The 15,875-nt window shown below is 38.9% G+C and carries 16 protein-coding genes; 8 read left to right on the forward strand and 8 right to left on the reverse strand.

What is annotated here, in order from left to right; genetic code table 11:
- Positions 1-25: 25 nt before the first annotated feature.
- Complete coding sequence (locus FC748_RS08565) at positions 26-778, reverse strand: alpha/beta hydrolase (RefSeq protein ID WP_024363503.1); 753 nt, start codon at positions 776-778, stop codon at positions 26-28.
- A 301-nt stretch (positions 779-1,079) separates the two neighbouring features.
- Between FC748_RS08565 and FC748_RS08570 the strand changes: the two genes are divergently transcribed.
- A complete protein-coding gene (locus FC748_RS08570; RefSeq protein WP_025219254.1) occupies positions 1,080-1,982 on the forward strand; it encodes a LysR family transcriptional regulator in 903 nt (300 codons plus the stop codon).
- A gap of 137 nt (positions 1,983-2,119) precedes the next feature.
- Here FC748_RS08570 and FC748_RS08575 read toward each other — a convergent pair whose 3' ends face one another.
- Positions 2,120-2,917: a DUF1835 domain-containing protein gene (locus tag FC748_RS08575; RefSeq protein ID WP_108030544.1), complete on the reverse strand. Its 798-nt coding sequence runs from the start codon at positions 2,915-2,917 to the stop codon at positions 2,120-2,122.
- A 14-nt stretch (positions 2,918-2,931) separates the two neighbouring features.
- The gene (locus tag FC748_RS08580; protein WP_069511372.1) at positions 2,932-3,555 is read right to left on the reverse strand and encodes a LysE family translocator; all 624 of its coding nucleotides are present in this window, start codon (positions 3,553-3,555) and stop codon (positions 2,932-2,934) included.
- Between the two features lie 231 nt (positions 3,556-3,786).
- Between FC748_RS08580 and FC748_RS08585 the strand changes: the two genes are divergently transcribed.
- The 7 genes from FC748_RS08585 to FC748_RS08615 all read left to right on the forward strand — a co-directional run bounded on the left by FC748_RS08585 (position 3,787) and on the right by FC748_RS08615 (position 10,840).
- On the forward strand, positions 3,787-4,170 hold the full coding sequence (locus FC748_RS08585) for a sodium:proton antiporter (protein ID WP_108030543.1): 384 nt from the start codon (positions 3,787-3,789) through the stop codon (positions 4,168-4,170).
- 491 nt (positions 4,171-4,661) lie between these two features.
- Entirely contained in the window at positions 4,662-5,756 is a 1,095-nt protein-coding gene (proB, locus tag FC748_RS08590; protein WP_024363498.1) for a glutamate 5-kinase, read from the forward strand.
- 11 nt (positions 5,757-5,767) lie between these two features.
- Positions 5,768-7,018, forward strand: coding sequence for a glutamate-5-semialdehyde dehydrogenase (locus tag FC748_RS08595; RefSeq protein WP_108030542.1), 1,251 nt, complete (start codon positions 5,768-5,770; stop codon positions 7,016-7,018).
- A gap of 111 nt (positions 7,019-7,129) precedes the next feature.
- Positions 7,130-8,008 (forward strand): DMT family transporter, encoded by an 879-nt coding sequence (locus tag FC748_RS08600; RefSeq protein WP_024363496.1) that lies wholly within the window; start codon positions 7,130-7,132, stop codon positions 8,006-8,008.
- 27 nt (positions 8,009-8,035) lie between these two features.
- Positions 8,036-8,998: a carbohydrate kinase family protein gene (locus tag FC748_RS08605; RefSeq protein ID WP_108030541.1), complete on the forward strand. Its 963-nt coding sequence runs from the start codon at positions 8,036-8,038 to the stop codon at positions 8,996-8,998.
- A gap of 182 nt (positions 8,999-9,180) precedes the next feature.
- Positions 9,181-9,678, forward strand: coding sequence for a sigma-70 family RNA polymerase sigma factor (locus FC748_RS08610; RefSeq protein ID WP_108030540.1), 498 nt, complete (start codon positions 9,181-9,183; stop codon positions 9,676-9,678).
- The gene (locus FC748_RS08615; protein WP_108030539.1) at positions 9,671-10,840 is read left to right on the forward strand and encodes a S26 family signal peptidase; all 1,170 of its coding nucleotides are present in this window, start codon (positions 9,671-9,673) and stop codon (positions 10,838-10,840) included. The genes FC748_RS08610 and FC748_RS08615 overlap by 8 nt, the downstream gene beginning before the upstream one ends.
- Before the next feature lie 147 nt (positions 10,841-10,987).
- Here the strand turns inward: FC748_RS08615 and FC748_RS08620 are convergent, their stop codons facing one another.
- The 5 genes from FC748_RS08620 to FC748_RS08640 all read right to left on the reverse strand — a co-directional run bounded on the left by FC748_RS08620 (position 10,988) and on the right by FC748_RS08640 (position 15,844).
- Entirely contained in the window at positions 10,988-11,428 is a 441-nt protein-coding gene (locus tag FC748_RS08620) for a GNAT family N-acetyltransferase (RefSeq protein ID WP_108030538.1), read from the reverse strand.
- 78 nt (positions 11,429-11,506) lie between these two features.
- Positions 11,507-12,331, reverse strand: coding sequence for an ABC transporter permease (locus FC748_RS08625; RefSeq protein ID WP_024363493.1), 825 nt, complete (start codon positions 12,329-12,331; stop codon positions 11,507-11,509).
- Positions 12,332-12,343: 12 nt separating this feature from the next.
- On the reverse strand, positions 12,344-13,285 hold the full coding sequence (locus FC748_RS08630) for an ABC transporter permease (protein ID WP_108030537.1): 942 nt from the start codon (positions 13,283-13,285) through the stop codon (positions 12,344-12,346).
- Positions 13,286-13,301: 16 nt separating this feature from the next.
- Positions 13,302-14,831, reverse strand: a complete 1,530-nt coding sequence (locus FC748_RS08635; RefSeq protein WP_108030595.1) for an ABC transporter substrate-binding protein — start codon at positions 14,829-14,831, stop codon at positions 13,302-13,304.
- A gap of 26 nt (positions 14,832-14,857) precedes the next feature.
- Positions 14,858-15,844, reverse strand: coding sequence for a P1 family peptidase (locus FC748_RS08640; protein ID WP_108030536.1), 987 nt, complete (start codon positions 15,842-15,844; stop codon positions 14,858-14,860).
- Between the last annotated feature and the right edge of the window lie 31 nt (positions 15,845-15,875).

Genomic DNA, 15,875 nt, shown 5'->3' on the forward strand with positions numbered 1-15,875 from the left:
AAAAAGAGCTGTCAGACGACAGCTCTTAGTTTGCAACAGACCACTCTATATGGTTTAAAAAATTATACACGTCTTCATACACTTTATCACGTTCTTTATCTAACGTAATAATATGACCAGAATTTTCATACCAAATAATTTCTTTATCATCTGTTTTAACTGTATCTAAAATAAACGGAGCGCTTTGTTGATATAGCTCATCGTCTAGTAATCCTTGCAATACTAAAGTTGGTGCTTTAATTGCAGGTAAATCTTCACGTGTTTCTTCTGTTAAGCGTGTTACGCCATCTAAAGAATCTTTTGGTGAAATACGTAATTCGTGTAGTTCAGAAATAATTTGATCTTTGGACTTGTTTTCAAAGTGTTTGTAAAGTCTTGCATAATTGTATAAACGTGTAAATAATCCTTTTGAGCTATCACGTGTTATCGGCGCACACATGGCAACAACTCCTTTAACAGGAAATTGCTCTGCTACTTTTAATGAAAAAACTCCGCCAAGTGAAATACCAACTACTGCGATTTCTTCATATCCTTTATCTTTTAGGAAGTTGTAGCCTTCTACTACATCGTTCCACCAGTCTTCAGGTTTTGTTTCTAGTAGGGCTTCCGGTTCTACCCCGTGCCCACTATAGATAGGTGCATGAACGGTATAACCACGTTTGGATAAAAATTCCCCTAGCTTTTTCACATCTTTTGTGCTACCTGTAAATCCATGCAGTAATAGTACGGCTTTTTTGCCTCCCTCAATTGTTAGAGGTTGCGGCTTTGATAACTTCATTTTATAATATCCCCTTCACGGAAATTTGTATTTGTGTATTTTATGTGTCTATCTTAACACCCTTTATTCATAATGTACAATTTATAGTTTTTATCGTTTCGATACGTTTTATGCATGAATGGTGTAAGGTTGATGCCTTCTGTAATCACCCTTTAGAGGTACTTCTAAATGTAAAAAATTCATTTGTTTAATTTCCGATGAGCTGCCATTTAAAATTTTCCCAAGTTGCCTATACTTCCTATCCTTTTACCGTTATAATGCAGGTAACTAATATCCATACTATTATTAGAGGTGAGTGAAATTGGAATGGCAACAATTGGAATATTTTGCAACAGTAGCGAAGCTTGAACATATGACACGTGCAGCAGATGTTTTAGCGATTTCACAGCCTGCACTTAGTCGTTCGATTGCAAAGCTTGAGGAGGAATTAGGTGTTCCTTTATTTGACCGCCAAGGACGTTCAATCATGCTAAATCGCTACGGAGAATTGTTTTTATACCGTGTGCAACGTATGCGTAAAGAATATGAAAAAGCTGTTTTAGAATTACAGGAACTCAATAATCCTGAGCTTGGAGATGTGTCACTAGGCTTCTTACATACACTTGGCACAAGTATTGTTCCTGATTTGATCCGCGCCTTTCGTCAGCAACATCCGCATATCCGCTTTCATTTCACACAAAACTATTCGCACTCACAGCTTAAACAATTGCTGGCAGGTGAGCTGGATCTTTGTTTGCTTGCAGCGATTGATACAGAACCACCTGTTTGTTGGAAAGAACTATGGAGAGATGAGCTTTATATCATGGTACCCATCGATCATCATCTAGCCAATCGTAAAAGTATAACGATGAAGGAACTAGAACATGAAAACTTTGTCCTTATGAAAAAAGGCTATGCATTACGCCGTACTGCTGATCGACTGTTAAGTGCTGCGGGCATTAAGCCTAAAATTACGTATGAAGGTGATGAGGTCTCTACCGTTGCAGGCTTTGTTGGAGCCGGTCTAGGGGTATCCCTCCTACCTGATGATGAAGATCTTAATCCAAATAAGGTTGTAAAAATACATGTTGAAGATATGGTATGTGAACGCATAATTGGAATGGCTTGGATTGAAAATCGTTACCTCCCACCGTCCGCACGTCAATTCCAGCAATTTGTTCTTGATTATTATGAGAAGATGGGCCCTTCGAGAGAACGCGACTAAAGAGGCTGGCACTCAAAATAAAGGAACAAAAAGATGAGTGACCTCTGCTCAAAAAGTAAGATGCGAACAACAACATAACAAAAAAGTGTTAGATTGACTTCAAATCAATCTAACACTTTTTCTCTTTTACGATTACCTTATTGCCCGATATAGTTTATTTTATATGCATTTATATCCGATGTGTCACCGCTTATTTCAAACAATCCTTGTTGAGCCAAGTAGAGTAATCGATTTTCAATAAATGTTTCATTTATATAGTCGTCCGTTATATTTACCATTTGCCCGATAACATTCACTGGTGAAAGCCATTGCTCCTTGTTGCTAGCTTGTAAATATTTTGCACTGTTAATAATATTTATATCAAACTCACTCTCTTCTACATGAACAATACCATTTTGCCAAACTCGCAATATACTTTGATTTCGCTTGAGCTCGCCCCATTCTTTAGCTAGACGCTGACACTCCTCAATTGTAAAACGCTTCGCTTCTGGACGTAACTTCATTAACATATCCGATGATAACTCACCGGTATAACGAATGGCCATGTCTTGTTGTATGCGCTGTAAACCAGCCGTCGCATCTATACCAAATACCATGCTGCATTTATTGACAAACTCACTCATCACATAACGTAAAGCAATTTCTTCATGCGTATTTTGACTATACCAAATCCAAACATCCAGATCACATGGGATGCCAGCTATCGCTTTTGTCCACTTGTTGTGGATGTCTTCATATAATTCTTGTTCTTCTACATCCTTAAAAATATGTGTATCCAACCAATTTTTTCGCTCTTCCATACTTGTAAGTGGGCCAATGGAGAAATTATCATGAATACAAATCACTGACTCTTCCCGCTGTAAATGGTTTTGTCGAATCGCGTGTTTAATGGACCCTTGTGTAGACAAGCTAAAGGTAATATGTAAAATAGCCATACAATCTCCTCCTTTTATTGTTTACTAAGTGCGATTTTTATACCGATAAATGTAAATAGTACACCTTGTACGATATTCAGGCGTTTTGCAATAGTAGGTTTACCTATAATTATTTCCCTTACTTTCCCAGCAAAAACACTAACTAATGAAAATAGAATCAGTGCCTGCACTAAAAATACCATACCCAAAATAAGCATTTGTAACGCCACATGTCCAAGTAACGGATTTACAAACTGTGGCAATAGTGCTAAGAAAAATAAAGAAACTTTTGGATTTAAGATATTCATTAAAATTCCTTTTCGATATAGCAAAGCGAACGTATGAATATTTTGGTGCTCCAATGTAAATGCATCATTCTTCGCTCGAAATGATTGCCATGCTAAGTATAATAAATAGGCAGCCCCTGCAAATTTGACAATCGAAAACATAACGGTCGATTGATAGACAATGGCTGAGATACCTAAAACTGCAGCTCCGATATGTACCAGTAAGCCCGTACATAAACCTAGTGAAGTCGCAATTCCAGCCTTTTTATCTTGTGTAATGCTTTGTGCAAGGACAAATAAATTGTCTGGTCCTGGCATTATAGTTAAAATAATGGCTGCTCCTAAAAAAGCTAGTAACGACGAAAGTTCCAATTTTCCCCTTCTCCCCCGCTATTTGTTAGAAAAAACCATAATTACAATGGTTGTATTTACATTATACTACACGCCTCTTGTAACTTTATGACTATATATAAAAAATTTTATAAAAAATTATTATCCTTATTAATGCTCGTTCACGCAACATTTCTCTTCGTTTATGCATTATAATAGAATTCAACACTATGAATTCAATCCCTATTGTATTAAGAAAGAGGTGATTCGTCGATGGCAGTAAGTGATATTGTACAAGAATTTGAGGACGAGCAAGGAAATGTCTTTTATAAAATGAAAACACACGATATCGAGGTTCAAGCAATGCATTCTGCTGGCTTAGCACCCGTTATTACCTACTGGATTGGCGAAAAAGATATTACGGAAGATATTCGAAATCTACGTTTTAGCCCAAGGCCCCCATCTAGTTATATTCAAGATTATGATGAATTTCAATCAATGCTCTATGCAAAAGAGCAACGTGCTATTAACGAACTCTATGAAAAAATGAGTATTAAACCTAAAAACATGACAACAGGGAAACAAATTTTGTGGAGTTTCTTTGTGATGATATTGGCGATGCTCCCTTTACTCGTTGCCATTTGGTGGTTAAAATAATGGTCACTTCCCAGTATTCAACTAATTATTGGCGGTTGCAAACCTCTGCAATTTATCCTTATTTATACACAATTTTTCTATTCAGCTTGACAGACACAAAGAAGTAGTGCATTCTTTATTCAATTAGTAGTACGAAAGAGAACTTGTGGTTATACTCTATGCCATAATCTCTCCAAAATACATGATACCAATAAAACGAACGAAGATTAGTATGTAGAAACTAATTGGTAAGAGAGCGATGTCCATCGGCTGTAAGACATTGTACAAAAAAGACTACAGAACCTACTTCGTGAAACGTCCTAGCCAAACTAGGCGCAGTCTCAAGCGTTATGAGGAAAGTGGAATATCTCAAGATATTCAATGTAGGTGGTACCACGGAAAGCAACCTTTTCGTCCTAGTTTTTAGGACGAAAAGGTTTTTTTATCTTTATTCAGCAATTTGTGGCTTAGGCGGTAGGAATGCTCCCAAATGGTGAACTGGAGGAATTAGGATGGAAAGAAAAAGAATTGTTGTAAAAATCGGCAGTAGCTCTTTAACAAATGCAAAAGGCGAAATTGATAAAGTACGCTTAATGGATCACGTGCAAGCTATTGCGGAATTAAAAAAATGTGGACATGAAGTATTACTAGTTTCGTCTGGTGCTGTAGCAGCAGGCTTTAAACAACTCGGCTACCCTTCTCGCCCTGTGACAGTAAAAGGGAAACAAGCAGCAGCAGCAGTCGGCCAAAGTTTGCTTATCCAAACCTATCATGCACTATTTAGTATTTATGATATAATGCCTGCTCAGATTTTACTTACACGAACTGATTTTTCGAAAAAAGAACGTTATAAAAATGCCTATGCAACATTTGAGGAATTGCTTGAGCGCTCGATGCTCCCAATTATTAATGAAAACGATACGGTATCGGTCAGTGAATTAACATTTGGCGATAATGATATGCTATCCGCACTTGTCAGTGGGCTTGTCCACGCAGACCAGCTTATTATTCTAACAGACATTAATGGTTTATACGATGCCAATCCCAATAAAAATCCGCAAGCAAAACGCATTGATCGGTTAACTGAAGTCACAGATGAAATGCTAGGCTTCGCTGACGGTGCTGGCTCTAAAGTTGGCACAGGTGGTATGGAGTCCAAACTATTAGCAGCACGTGCAGCTTTAAATGCAGGCGTTAAAGTATTTATCGGGACGGGCTACGGGGCTCAAAAGCTAATCGATATTTTAGATGGGCAAGGCGATGGGACATATGTAGAGCATGAAGCACTCGCTGTCTTAACAAATAACAAACAGTGGATTGCACTAACGGAAATTTCTGGTAAAATTTTTATAGATAACGGTGCGGAACATGCATTATTAGAAAATGGAAAAAGCTTACTGCCTGCAGGTGTCTATCGTGTTGAAGGAGACTTCGAACAAGGTGATGTTGTCGAGGTATACAGCCATAATAAACTGATTGGGCGCGGCGAAGTATTATATTCATCACTTGAGCTAGCACACGCCATGGGAAAACGAACTGATGAATTAACCAATTACCCGATAGAGGTTATTCATCGGGATAAATGGTTAAAAATACAAACGAAATAGGAGGAATTCAAATGACAAGTGAAGTATACCAAAAAGGAAAACGAGCAAAAGCGGCAAGCTATGTTTTAAATATTAAAACAACATGCGAAAAAAATGATGCCTTAACAAAAATTGCGGAACAATTACTAATCGATCAAGATATACTAATTTCAGAAAATTTGAAGGATTTAGCAAATGGGAAAGAAAAAGGCATGGCTACTTCGACACTTGATCGTATTATGCTAAACAAGGAACGTATTACAGCAATGGCTGATGCCATTCATTTACTGGTGAAATTAAATGATCCAGTTGGAACTACGCTTGAGCATATTGAAAAGGATAACGGCTTACTCATTGAGAAGCGTATGGTGCCAATTGGGGTTATCGGCATGATCTATGAGGCTAGACCAAATGTTACGGTGGATGCAGCCACATTATCATTGAAAACGGGTAATGCTGTGCTATTACGTGGTAGTTCCTCAGCTAAATTTTCAAATATTGCCCTTGTTTCAAGTATCCACCGAGCACTTGAAAAAACGTCGATCCCAGTCGATGCAGTGCAATTAATCGAAGATACAAGTCGTGACACAGCAAAGGAATTATTCCATTTAAAAGAATACCTTGATGTACTGATTCCACGCGGTGGTAAAGCTCTCATTGATTTAGTTGTTCGAGAAGCTTCCGTGCCTGTGCTTGAAACAGGCGCAGGCAATTGCCATATTTATGTGGACCAAACTGCCGATTACATAAAAGCAGAAAACATTTGCCGAAATGCAAAAACACAACGTCCTTCTGTTTGTAATGCAGCAGAAAGCTTACTGATTCATCCGGAGTGGTTTAGTGAACACGGTATACAGTTGCTAAATGCACTACATGAAGCAGGCGTGACAATTGTAGGTGATGCGACAGTTTGCCAAGCGGTAGATTTTGCGCAGCCCGCTACAGAGGAAGACTTTGCAACGGAGTACTTAGATTTGAAGATTAGCGTCAAAATTGTTGAAAACGTTTATGAGGCTATCGAACACATTAATCAATACGGTACGAAACACTCAGAGGCCATTGTTACTGAAGATCAGCTTGTGGCAGATACATTTTTAAATAATGTAGACGCAGCGGCGGTTTATCATAACGCTTCTACTCGCTTTACAGATGGCTTTGAATTCGGCTATGGCGCTGAAATTGGGATTAGTACACAAAAATTACATGCCCGTGGACCAATGGGCTTACCCGCATTAACATCTACAAAGTATTTCATCCATGGAAATGGGCAAATCCGTGAGTAATCGTTTTCTAATGATACAAGAGCCGACAGTAGACAACGCTGTCGGTTTCTCCATTATTGTAATAGCTAAAAAATAGTAGCCATTTCATTACTACTAGAAAGCAGGTTTGTTATGAATGTCTCAGCAATCATAAAACTTACAGTGTCTATGGCCATTTTTGGCTCCATCGGCTTTTTCACAATCCATACTGGCTTACCCGCTACAGAGCTAGTCTTTATCCGCTGTGTTTGTGCAACGCTCTTTCTTGGCGCTTTATGGCTAATAACGGGCGGGCATAAAACGGAGGTGTGGAACAAAAAGGAACTATTGCGCACCCTTCTTTGTGGTGTCTTTATCGTCTTAAACTGGGTATTTTTATTTAAAGCTTTTGAGGAGATGTCGATTTCGATTGCCATTTCAATTTATAATTTAGCACCTATTTTTGTGCTTATTTTAGGGGCGTTATTGCTTAAAGAAAAAATGACTGTACAAGCCCTTGTCGCAACGATAACTTGTTTTATCGGCAGTATTTTTATTATTGGTTTACAAAACTTTATTTCATTATCTGAATTTATGCAGTCAGGCTTTGTGTGGGCATTGCTCTCAGCTTTATTTTATGCATTTACGATGTTAACAAGCCGAACGATAAAAAATTTAAGCGCCTATGCCTTAACATTTATACAAACGGCGGTAGGTATTGTGATGCTAGTACCGTTTGTAGATTTTTCATTATTTGAAGGATTGACAACAACGAATTGGCTTTATATTTTAGGGACAGGCTTTATTCATACCGGATTCGTTTATTATTTATTTTTTGATAGTATTCGTAGCCTATCTACTATACTAGTGTCTGTTTTAGTATTTGTAGATCCCGTTGTCGCTATCTTATTAGATATGCTACTGCTTGATTTCATGCCTAGCCCTATTCAAACGCTTGGTATCTTACTCATTTTTGGTGGGATTTTTTATACTATTTATATTCCAAAGCAAAAAGCTCATTTGCAGGAATGAAGCATTGATTGGACAAGGAGGTATTGTATGCGAAAACTGTATGCAATTGGTGAGCTCTTAATTGATTTTACGCCCGCTGGACAAAGTGGTTCGCTTTTATCGGTCGAACAGTTTACGAAAAATGCGGGTGGTGCACCGGCGAATGTAGCAGCAGTCTGTGCAAAATTAGGCCAACCCGCTGCCCTACTAACACAGGTTGGACAAGATGCATTTGGGGACTTTTTGATTGCTACCGTGAAACAAGCTGGTGTAGATACGCAATATATTGCACAAACAACTGAAGGTGAAACAAGCCTTGCCTTTGTGTCCTTGACTGCGGATGGTGAACGTGACTTTTTATTTTATCGAAAAAATGCGGCTGATTTATTGTACAGCCCAGCACAATTGCCGACAAATTTACTAACAGCTCATGCTATCCTCCACTTTTGCTCGGTGAACTTGGTGGATAGTCCAATGAAGCAAACACATCAGGCGATTATTGAGCAAGCGCATGCTACGGGGAGTCTTGTCTCTTTTGACCCGAACGTACGACTCCCCCTTTGGCATGACGCTGAAGCATGCCGGCAAACGATTTTAAACTTTATTCCGCGTGCGCATATCGTGAAGCTTTCCGATGATGAACTATCGTTTTTAACGCATATAGACGATGAGCAGCAAGCCGTGCAGTCATTATTTCAAGACAAGGTTCAAGTCATTTTCGTCACGCATGGTGCACAAGGAGCTAGTCTTTACACGAAGCAACAGCATGTAAAAGTTGCTGCTGAAGTTGTACAAGTGCTTGATACAACAGGTGCAGGTGATGCCTTTATCGGTGCCATTTTAAGTACGTTGTTACAGAAAAACATTACAGTAGAGTCGCTCGAAGCCTTTTGCGAAACATTTGCTACGCCCCTTCTTACCTTTGCCAATCGTTATGCCGCTACATCCACAACAAAACATGGTGCCATCACATCTTACCCAACATTACAGGAAGTCCCTATTTCTTTTTAAATTAAAGACTCCATTTTGACATACGCAAAATGGAGTTTGTTTTATAGGTAATACATTATCCATAGCCCCCTCCATATTTTTGTAATAATCATATAGAAGACTTGTAACTATTTTCATTATTTTGAACAATTTTCTTGAATTTTTACGTCTAAGAGTTAAAAGACATGTAAGGTGGTAGTTTAATGGAACAGCTAGTGAAGGAATATGGTGAATACCTTTTCCATCTGAGCTATTTATATGTAAAGGATCAGCAACTCGCAGAAGAGATTACGCAAGATGTTTTTTTGACCTTTGTCACAAAGGGTGACGCTTTTCGCAAGGACGCAACACTGAAAACCTATTTAACCCGAATTTTAATTAATCGGTGTCACGATGAATTGCGTAAAATAAAGCGCAGAAACGTGCTGCAATTTTTAACTCCTTTTTGGTCGAACGAAAAATCTGCTGAACAGGAAGTCATGCAACAACAACAATTTCTATCTTTAAAGGAAGAAGTAATGAGTTTACCAATTCACTATCGAGAAGCTATTATTTTGTTTTATTATGAAGAATTTAAGGCATCAGAAATTGCAGACTTGCTGAATATTTCTCAAAATACTGTGCGCACAAGATTACGTAGAGGAAAAGAATTACTAAAATCAAAATTATCAGCACAGCCGGAGGTGTTTATCCATGAATAATTTAAAGGAGCAACTAAAGCGAGAACTTCGTGCAGACGTTCCATTTACGGAGGACATGAAACAACGTATGCTTACACCTAAGCGACCTGTAAAAATACGCACTCCAAACCAGCATTGGCAAGTACCCTTAATAGCGCTGACATTTGTTTTGATTGTAGGCTTCGTTTTGAAGTTACAATTTACACCGCATGAGGCAACTGCGTCTAAAACCGTTTCGACATTACCTACAGACCCTGATGACCTTGTTTCACTACTGCAAAAAAATGAAACTGTACTACCGATTATCGAATCGAAAAACTTAAAAGTCATTAACCCAACTATCTCTTATGTTATGGGGAAACAGTGGGCATTATCAAATCTACCCATGGTGATTGATCCACAAGGAGAAATTGAAGTAGGTGATTACATTGCATACTATGATCGTTACGATATCGTAGTTTCTCCGGTATTTGGTATTGAAGGCGATCACGTACAAACATCGAATGGACAAGTATCGTTAAATGGCAAGTTCCTTGCTTTGCCGGGGGCAGTGGCTCCTGTACAATTTCCTCAACCTGAACAGCAGGAAATTTATAAATATTATTTTAACAGTCGCTTCCATATGGGCGATGCTAAAATGCAAACGATTGATGTAAACCTTGCACCATTGCACGAAAATGAGTATGCCGTTTATATGAATAAAAAAGGTGGGACAGTTGGAGTAGTAAAGAATGATACATTCATCGGAAAAATTGTAGGAGTAAAAAAACTTGAGCCAACCTTTACGTTAACCACCGAGGAACAATCACTTTATAATGCGTTTAAAGAAAATTATGATTTAAATATCCTTAAAGGTGTTAAACCACTAACTGTTGCAAAAATGTATGCATTTTCAGAAGCACAAGGCGATTATTTAACACATTATTCATTATTAGCGAAACATACACGTTCCGAAATTGAAAAGTATTTAGACAAACAAAATATAAAAGAATATTATTTCACAAGGGAAATTCAAATGCTTATAAGCGCTTATAATTATAATGGTATTGAGGAAGCAGAATTTGAACAACTTAGTCAATCGCAAGGAACCATTCAATTCTTTATCCCGTTTACAAATGTACCTTTCAAAATGAAAATGATTAAAAATGAACAAGGTGTATGGCATCCAACCACTGATTTTTAACAATTAGAATAGTCTTCTCAAAAAAATCATTTGAGAAGACCTCTTTTCATTCTAGTACATCGCGGGTATTGGATCTCGATTCGCGGGTATTCCTATGTTTTTCGCGGGTAAAAGCACTCATTCCGTGGGTATTTAACCTACTACACGTTAAGCCTTGTTAAATTGCTTTTTCATTAAAACATGTGGAATGCCTGCGTCCAAATATTCCTCTCCTGTGCGACGATAGCCAAACTTTTCATAAAAGCCCTCTGCATATACTTGTGCACTAAGTTTTGATTGCGTTAAACCTTTCTCCTGTGCCAACCCTTCAAGCTTGTCAATAATCACTTTTCCGAGCCCGCATTTACGAAATGGCTGTAAAATACAAATTCGTTCCAGTTTGCCATAGTCGTCTACTACACGTAATCGAGCTGTACCAACGGGTTGTTCATTGATATACACAAGAATATGTTCACAAGACGCAGCGAGTGTATCAAATTCATCGTATTCTTCGGATGCTGGAATTTGTTGCTCTTCTATAAATACAGCTTTGCGAATAGCTAAAGCCGTTTGCAAATCGCTGTCTGTTGTAATAATGGTTGCGTTCATTAATATAGTCCTCCTCTGTTATGAGCATATAATTACTATAGTATAGAACGTTTTATATTACATTGCCAATCACTAAAACTATTTGGAGCGGGGGTCCATATAATCCCTCACAGCATTACTCAACATATACAACCCTAGCACTAATAGAGTAATAGCTCCACCTGGTGCAAATGTATACCACGAAGCTTTTACTAAATACGCTTGCGAATCTTTTAACATACGCCCCCAACTAGGATTTGGTGGTTGAACGCCAAGCCCTAGATAACTTAGTGCTGCTTCAGCAAGCATGGCCGTCGCAAAAGTAACCGTTGCTGCCACAATAATTTGGGATGATATATTAGGTAAAATATGACGAAACATAATGTTATAAGGTTTGACACCAATTAATTTAGCGGCTAGTACGTATTCGGCATCCCGATGTTGGACAAAGCCACTGCGTGCAATTCGAGCAATAGCAGGTATGGCAATCACACCAAGGGCAATTGCGGTATTGACAACGCCAGGCCCGAAAACAGCTACTAGCATTAACGCTAAAATTATGCCTGGAAACGCCATTAGCGCATCCATTAAGCGCATAAATAGTTCATCGACCCAGCCACCTAGAAAACCTGCTAGTCCACCGATTAAAATACCAAATGATGTACCGATAATGACCGTTAATAAACCTACCGCAAAGGCTGTTTGTGTCCCCTTCATCATCCGACTAAAAATATCACGTCCAAATTCATCTGTACCAAATAGATACTTACTACTTGGGCTGTGTAATTTTTCGGGAATATTCATCATATTCACATCATATGGCGTATAAAAGAAGCTAGTAATCATAACAAGTAAAAACCCGACGATGACGAGTAGACCAATGAGTAAATTTATATTTTTCATATATCGTTTCACAATGTCCATTGCATCCACCTCTCATCGTAATCGGATTCTTGGATCTAACACAGAATATAAAATATCGACGATAAAATTAATAACAACAACGGCTACCGTAATATACATCACGATGCCTTGCACTAGTGGGAAATCGCGATTACTAATCGCTGTAATCAATAGCTGTCCAACACCTGGCAATGAAAATACCTGCTCTACTATAATCGTTCCTGCCACAACTTCTGCCATTATCAAACCAAAAACGGTCAAAATCGGAATCATAGCATTTTTTAACACATGCTTATACATCACATTTTGTTCCGACATCCCCTTACTGCGAATTGTCCGTACATAATCAAGTTGCATTTGTTCTAAAATGGCCGTACGCACGTAACGGAAGTTGACAGCAATTTGAGGTATAGCGATAGTTAACGCCGGCAGAATAAGCGTACTTAACGCCCCGGCGATACTTTGTGACCACGGAATATAGCCACTAATTTTAAAAAAACTAAACTGCATACCCACATATAAAATCAGCATCATCCCGAGCCAAAATGAAGGCACCGCCATCCCAATTTGTGTCAATGTCGATAAGGATACATCCCTCAGCTTATTTTGGCGTCTCGCAGCAAACATGCCAAGTGGCAAGGAAACCATTAATACAATGGTTAATGTCAGGACAGCTAGTGACATCGTGACAGGCAGTCTATCCAACAATAAATCTTTTACAGGCACGGAGAAACGAATGGAATGACCTAATTCTCCTGTCAATAGTCCCTTTATCCAATCAGTGTATTGTTCATAAAGGGGGCGGTCCAAACCAAGCTCAGACCGCAAGTTTTCAATTTGTGTTGCATCCGCTTCTGTTCCTAACATTGTTCGAACAGGATCCCCAGGTAAAATTTGAAAAACGCCAAACGTAATCATCGACACTAGAAGAATCGTTGTCATTAACAGGATGAATCGACGTATCATATACATCATTTGCAATCATCTCTTTCTAGTTTGAGAATTTTACCTCGGTCATATCATGGAACCAGAATGGATAGCTCTTTAGCCCTGTTACTTGCTTGTCAGAACCCCAGACGATTTGGTAATCCGCTACATAAACCGACACTGCCTGCTCCGCTAAAATTTCTTGTGCACGTTGGTAATAAGCCATTTGCTTTGCCGTGTCTGTTTCCTTTAAAACGTCAGCCATGATGTTGTCGTATTCCTCATTCTTAAATAAGAAGAAGTTTTCACTCTCATTGGTAGAAATATAGTCATTTAGAATTTCATAGGCAGAGGCACGACCTGTTAAATCAATCGTCGTCATAGTATAGTCGCGACCAAAGTACACACGATCAAGCCAAATCCCCCATTCCACCACTTCAATCTCTACATCTACACCAATTTCTTTGAGGTTAGCGGCAACAATTTGCGCTATATTGGAATAAATATCGTTATGAGAAGATACAGTAATTTTGGTTTTAAAGCCGTCTGGGTACCCTGCTTCAGCTAATAATGCCTTGGCCTTTGCCACATCAAGCTTGTACTTATCTTCTAACCCTTTCTTTTGATAGTCTCCCATTGCTGGACTCATGTTCGAGCCAAGTGGTACAGCATAACCAGCAAAGACAGAATCAATAATATCCGCTTTACTGATGGCATAGTTCATGGCCTGACGCACTTTGATATTATCAAACGGTGCTTTCGTTTCATTAAATGTGACAATTAAAGAAGAGTTATTGTTTTGATGCGATAAATGATGACTATTTTCCACCTCATTTACCCGTTGCCAAGGGACACTTGTTAAATCAACTTCATTTGCCATTAAGCTCATAATGGCTGCTTGATCATCGGATTGGAACGCAAAAGTTACTTTATTTAAGTAAGGCAAGCCTTCTTTCCAATAGCTTTCATTCTTTTTCAACACTAAATTTGAACCTGGAGCATATTTCACATAAGCAAAAGGACCAGTCCCGATTGGGTTTTCATTATGCTTGCCGTCATTACTTTTCGGTATAATGGCTGCTTGGCGAGCAGTCAAGGAATAGAGGAAATTGGAATTCGGTTCTTTTAACTTAATGACAAAAGTCGTTGTATCTGGGGCTTCGGTAGATGCTACATTATCAAAGTTATTCGACATTTTTTCACCACCATTTTTGCCCATTAAGCGATCAAACGAATATTGAATATCTTCTATTGTTAAATCCTCGCCATTATGAAATTTCACACCTGAACGAATTTTAAACGTATAAGTTAAACCATCCTGTGAAATTTCATAGCTTTCCGCAAGCCCTTCTTTTAAGGAGCCATCTGTTTCGGGTGCCATCAATCCTTCAAAAATATTAAGAATCATCTGATAGGAAATCGAGGCTGTTGCTTTATGAGGATCTAAAAAATCCGGGTCGTCATTAATGCGGACTACAATTTCTTGCGGTGTATCTGTTGTTACTGGCGCATTTGTCGGTACTTTATTTGTATCTTTTTTGTCATTATCATTTGAACATGCGCTAATCATCACCCCTAAAAGCAATAACAACATTAGGAAAACCCAATTTCTACTCTGCTTCAAAGTATTTCTCCCCCTTTATGCTGTTGTTGAATACTTATATAACTTTCTACGTCCTCTAATTGAGTAGCACCTTTAACACCAGCAATAATCGCTTCCTCCACGACCTTTGTTGCTAAGTGTCCAATATAGTCGACTGGATACGTTTGCTGTCCTGTACCTAAAACAAAAATCGTATCACCGTCTAGCATAGTATGGACAGGATAAATCGTACGTGCTAAGGCATTTTGTGCTAGTTGTGCGATTTTTTTCGCCTCTGCCTTTGTTAACTTTGCATTCATCGCAACAACGCCAATGGTCGTATTGGTACCAGCGAGTGCCTGAGATTGACCATGCTCTTCTAAATAGGAACAACTATCCAGCCATTGCCCTGTTGCTCGGTTACGCGCCCCAGCAATCGTTGTTCGAGTAGTAGGGTCCTTTACATCGCCTACTGCATTGACCGCTACCATAGCGCCTACGATAAGCCCATCCTTCCCTATAAGTGAACTACTGCCTAAACCACCTTTCATACAAAATTGTGGACCTGCTAATTTCCCAACTGTTGCACCATAGCCTGCGCCAATATTGCCATTTACAAAAGCACCAATCTTGGCATTTTTCGCTGCTTCATAACCCATCTGAGCTGATGGTCTTATATGTGCGTCACCAATAAATAAATCAAATAATACTGCACTAGGTACAATTGGTATTTTGGTAACACCCGCATCTACCCCTACACCTTGTTCCTCTAAGTAATGCATAACACCTGTTGCGGCATCCAAACCAAATGCACTGCCACCCGCTAGACAAATGCCATGCACTTGTTGAATTTCATTAATAGGATCCAATGCATCTGTTTCACGTGTGCCTGGTGCAGAGCCTCGCACATCGACTCCACAAACAGCACCATCTTCCACTAAAATAACGGAGCATCCCGTTATGCCTTCTCTATCTTCCGCATGCCCTACTTTCACGCCTGGTACATCGGTAATATTGCCAAACATTAACCCACCCCCCCCTTTGTAAAAATTGAAT

The organism is Lysinibacillus sphaericus, from assembly GCF_005217585.1.
GTDB lineage: Bacteria > Bacillota > Bacilli > Bacillales_A > Planococcaceae > Lysinibacillus > Lysinibacillus sphaericus.

Coding starts and splice junctions, on each gene's coding strand:
- FC748_RS08585 (WP_108030543.1), top strand. CDS start 3,787: ATGGCAGTAAGTGATATTGTACAAGAATTTGAGGACGAGCAAGGAAAT.
- FC748_RS08575 (WP_108030544.1), bottom strand. CDS start 2,917: ATGGCTATTTTACATATTACCTTTAGCTTGTCTACACAAGGGTCCATT.
- FC748_RS08635 (WP_108030595.1), bottom strand. CDS start 14,831: ATGTTGTTATTGCTTTTAGGGGTGATGATTAGCGCATGTTCAAATGAT.
- FC748_RS08625 (WP_024363493.1), bottom strand. CDS start 12,331: ATGGACATTGTGAAACGATATATGAAAAATATAAATTTACTCATTGGT.
- FC748_RS08610 (WP_108030540.1), top strand. CDS start 9,181: ATGGAACAGCTAGTGAAGGAATATGGTGAATACCTTTTCCATCTGAGC.
- FC748_RS08620 (WP_108030538.1), bottom strand. CDS start 11,428: ATGAACGCAACCATTATTACAACAGACAGCGATTTGCAAACGGCTTTA.
- FC748_RS08640 (WP_108030536.1), bottom strand. CDS start 15,844: ATGTTTGGCAATATTACCGATGTACCAGGCGTGAAAGTAGGGCATGCG.
- FC748_RS08600 (WP_024363496.1), top strand. CDS start 7,130: ATGAATGTCTCAGCAATCATAAAACTTACAGTGTCTATGGCCATTTTT.
- FC748_RS08605 (WP_108030541.1), top strand. CDS start 8,036: ATGCGAAAACTGTATGCAATTGGTGAGCTCTTAATTGATTTTACGCCC.
- FC748_RS08595 (WP_108030542.1), top strand. CDS start 5,768: ATGACAAGTGAAGTATACCAAAAAGGAAAACGAGCAAAAGCGGCAAGC.
- FC748_RS08630 (WP_108030537.1), bottom strand. CDS start 13,285: ATGATGTATATGATACGTCGATTCATCCTGTTAATGACAACGATTCTT.
- proB (WP_024363498.1), top strand. CDS start 4,662: ATGGAAAGAAAAAGAATTGTTGTAAAAATCGGCAGTAGCTCTTTAACA.
- FC748_RS08615 (WP_108030539.1), top strand. CDS start 9,671: ATGAATAATTTAAAGGAGCAACTAAAGCGAGAACTTCGTGCAGACGTT.
- FC748_RS08565 (WP_024363503.1), bottom strand. CDS start 778: ATGAAGTTATCAAAGCCGCAACCTCTAACAATTGAGGGAGGCAAAAAA.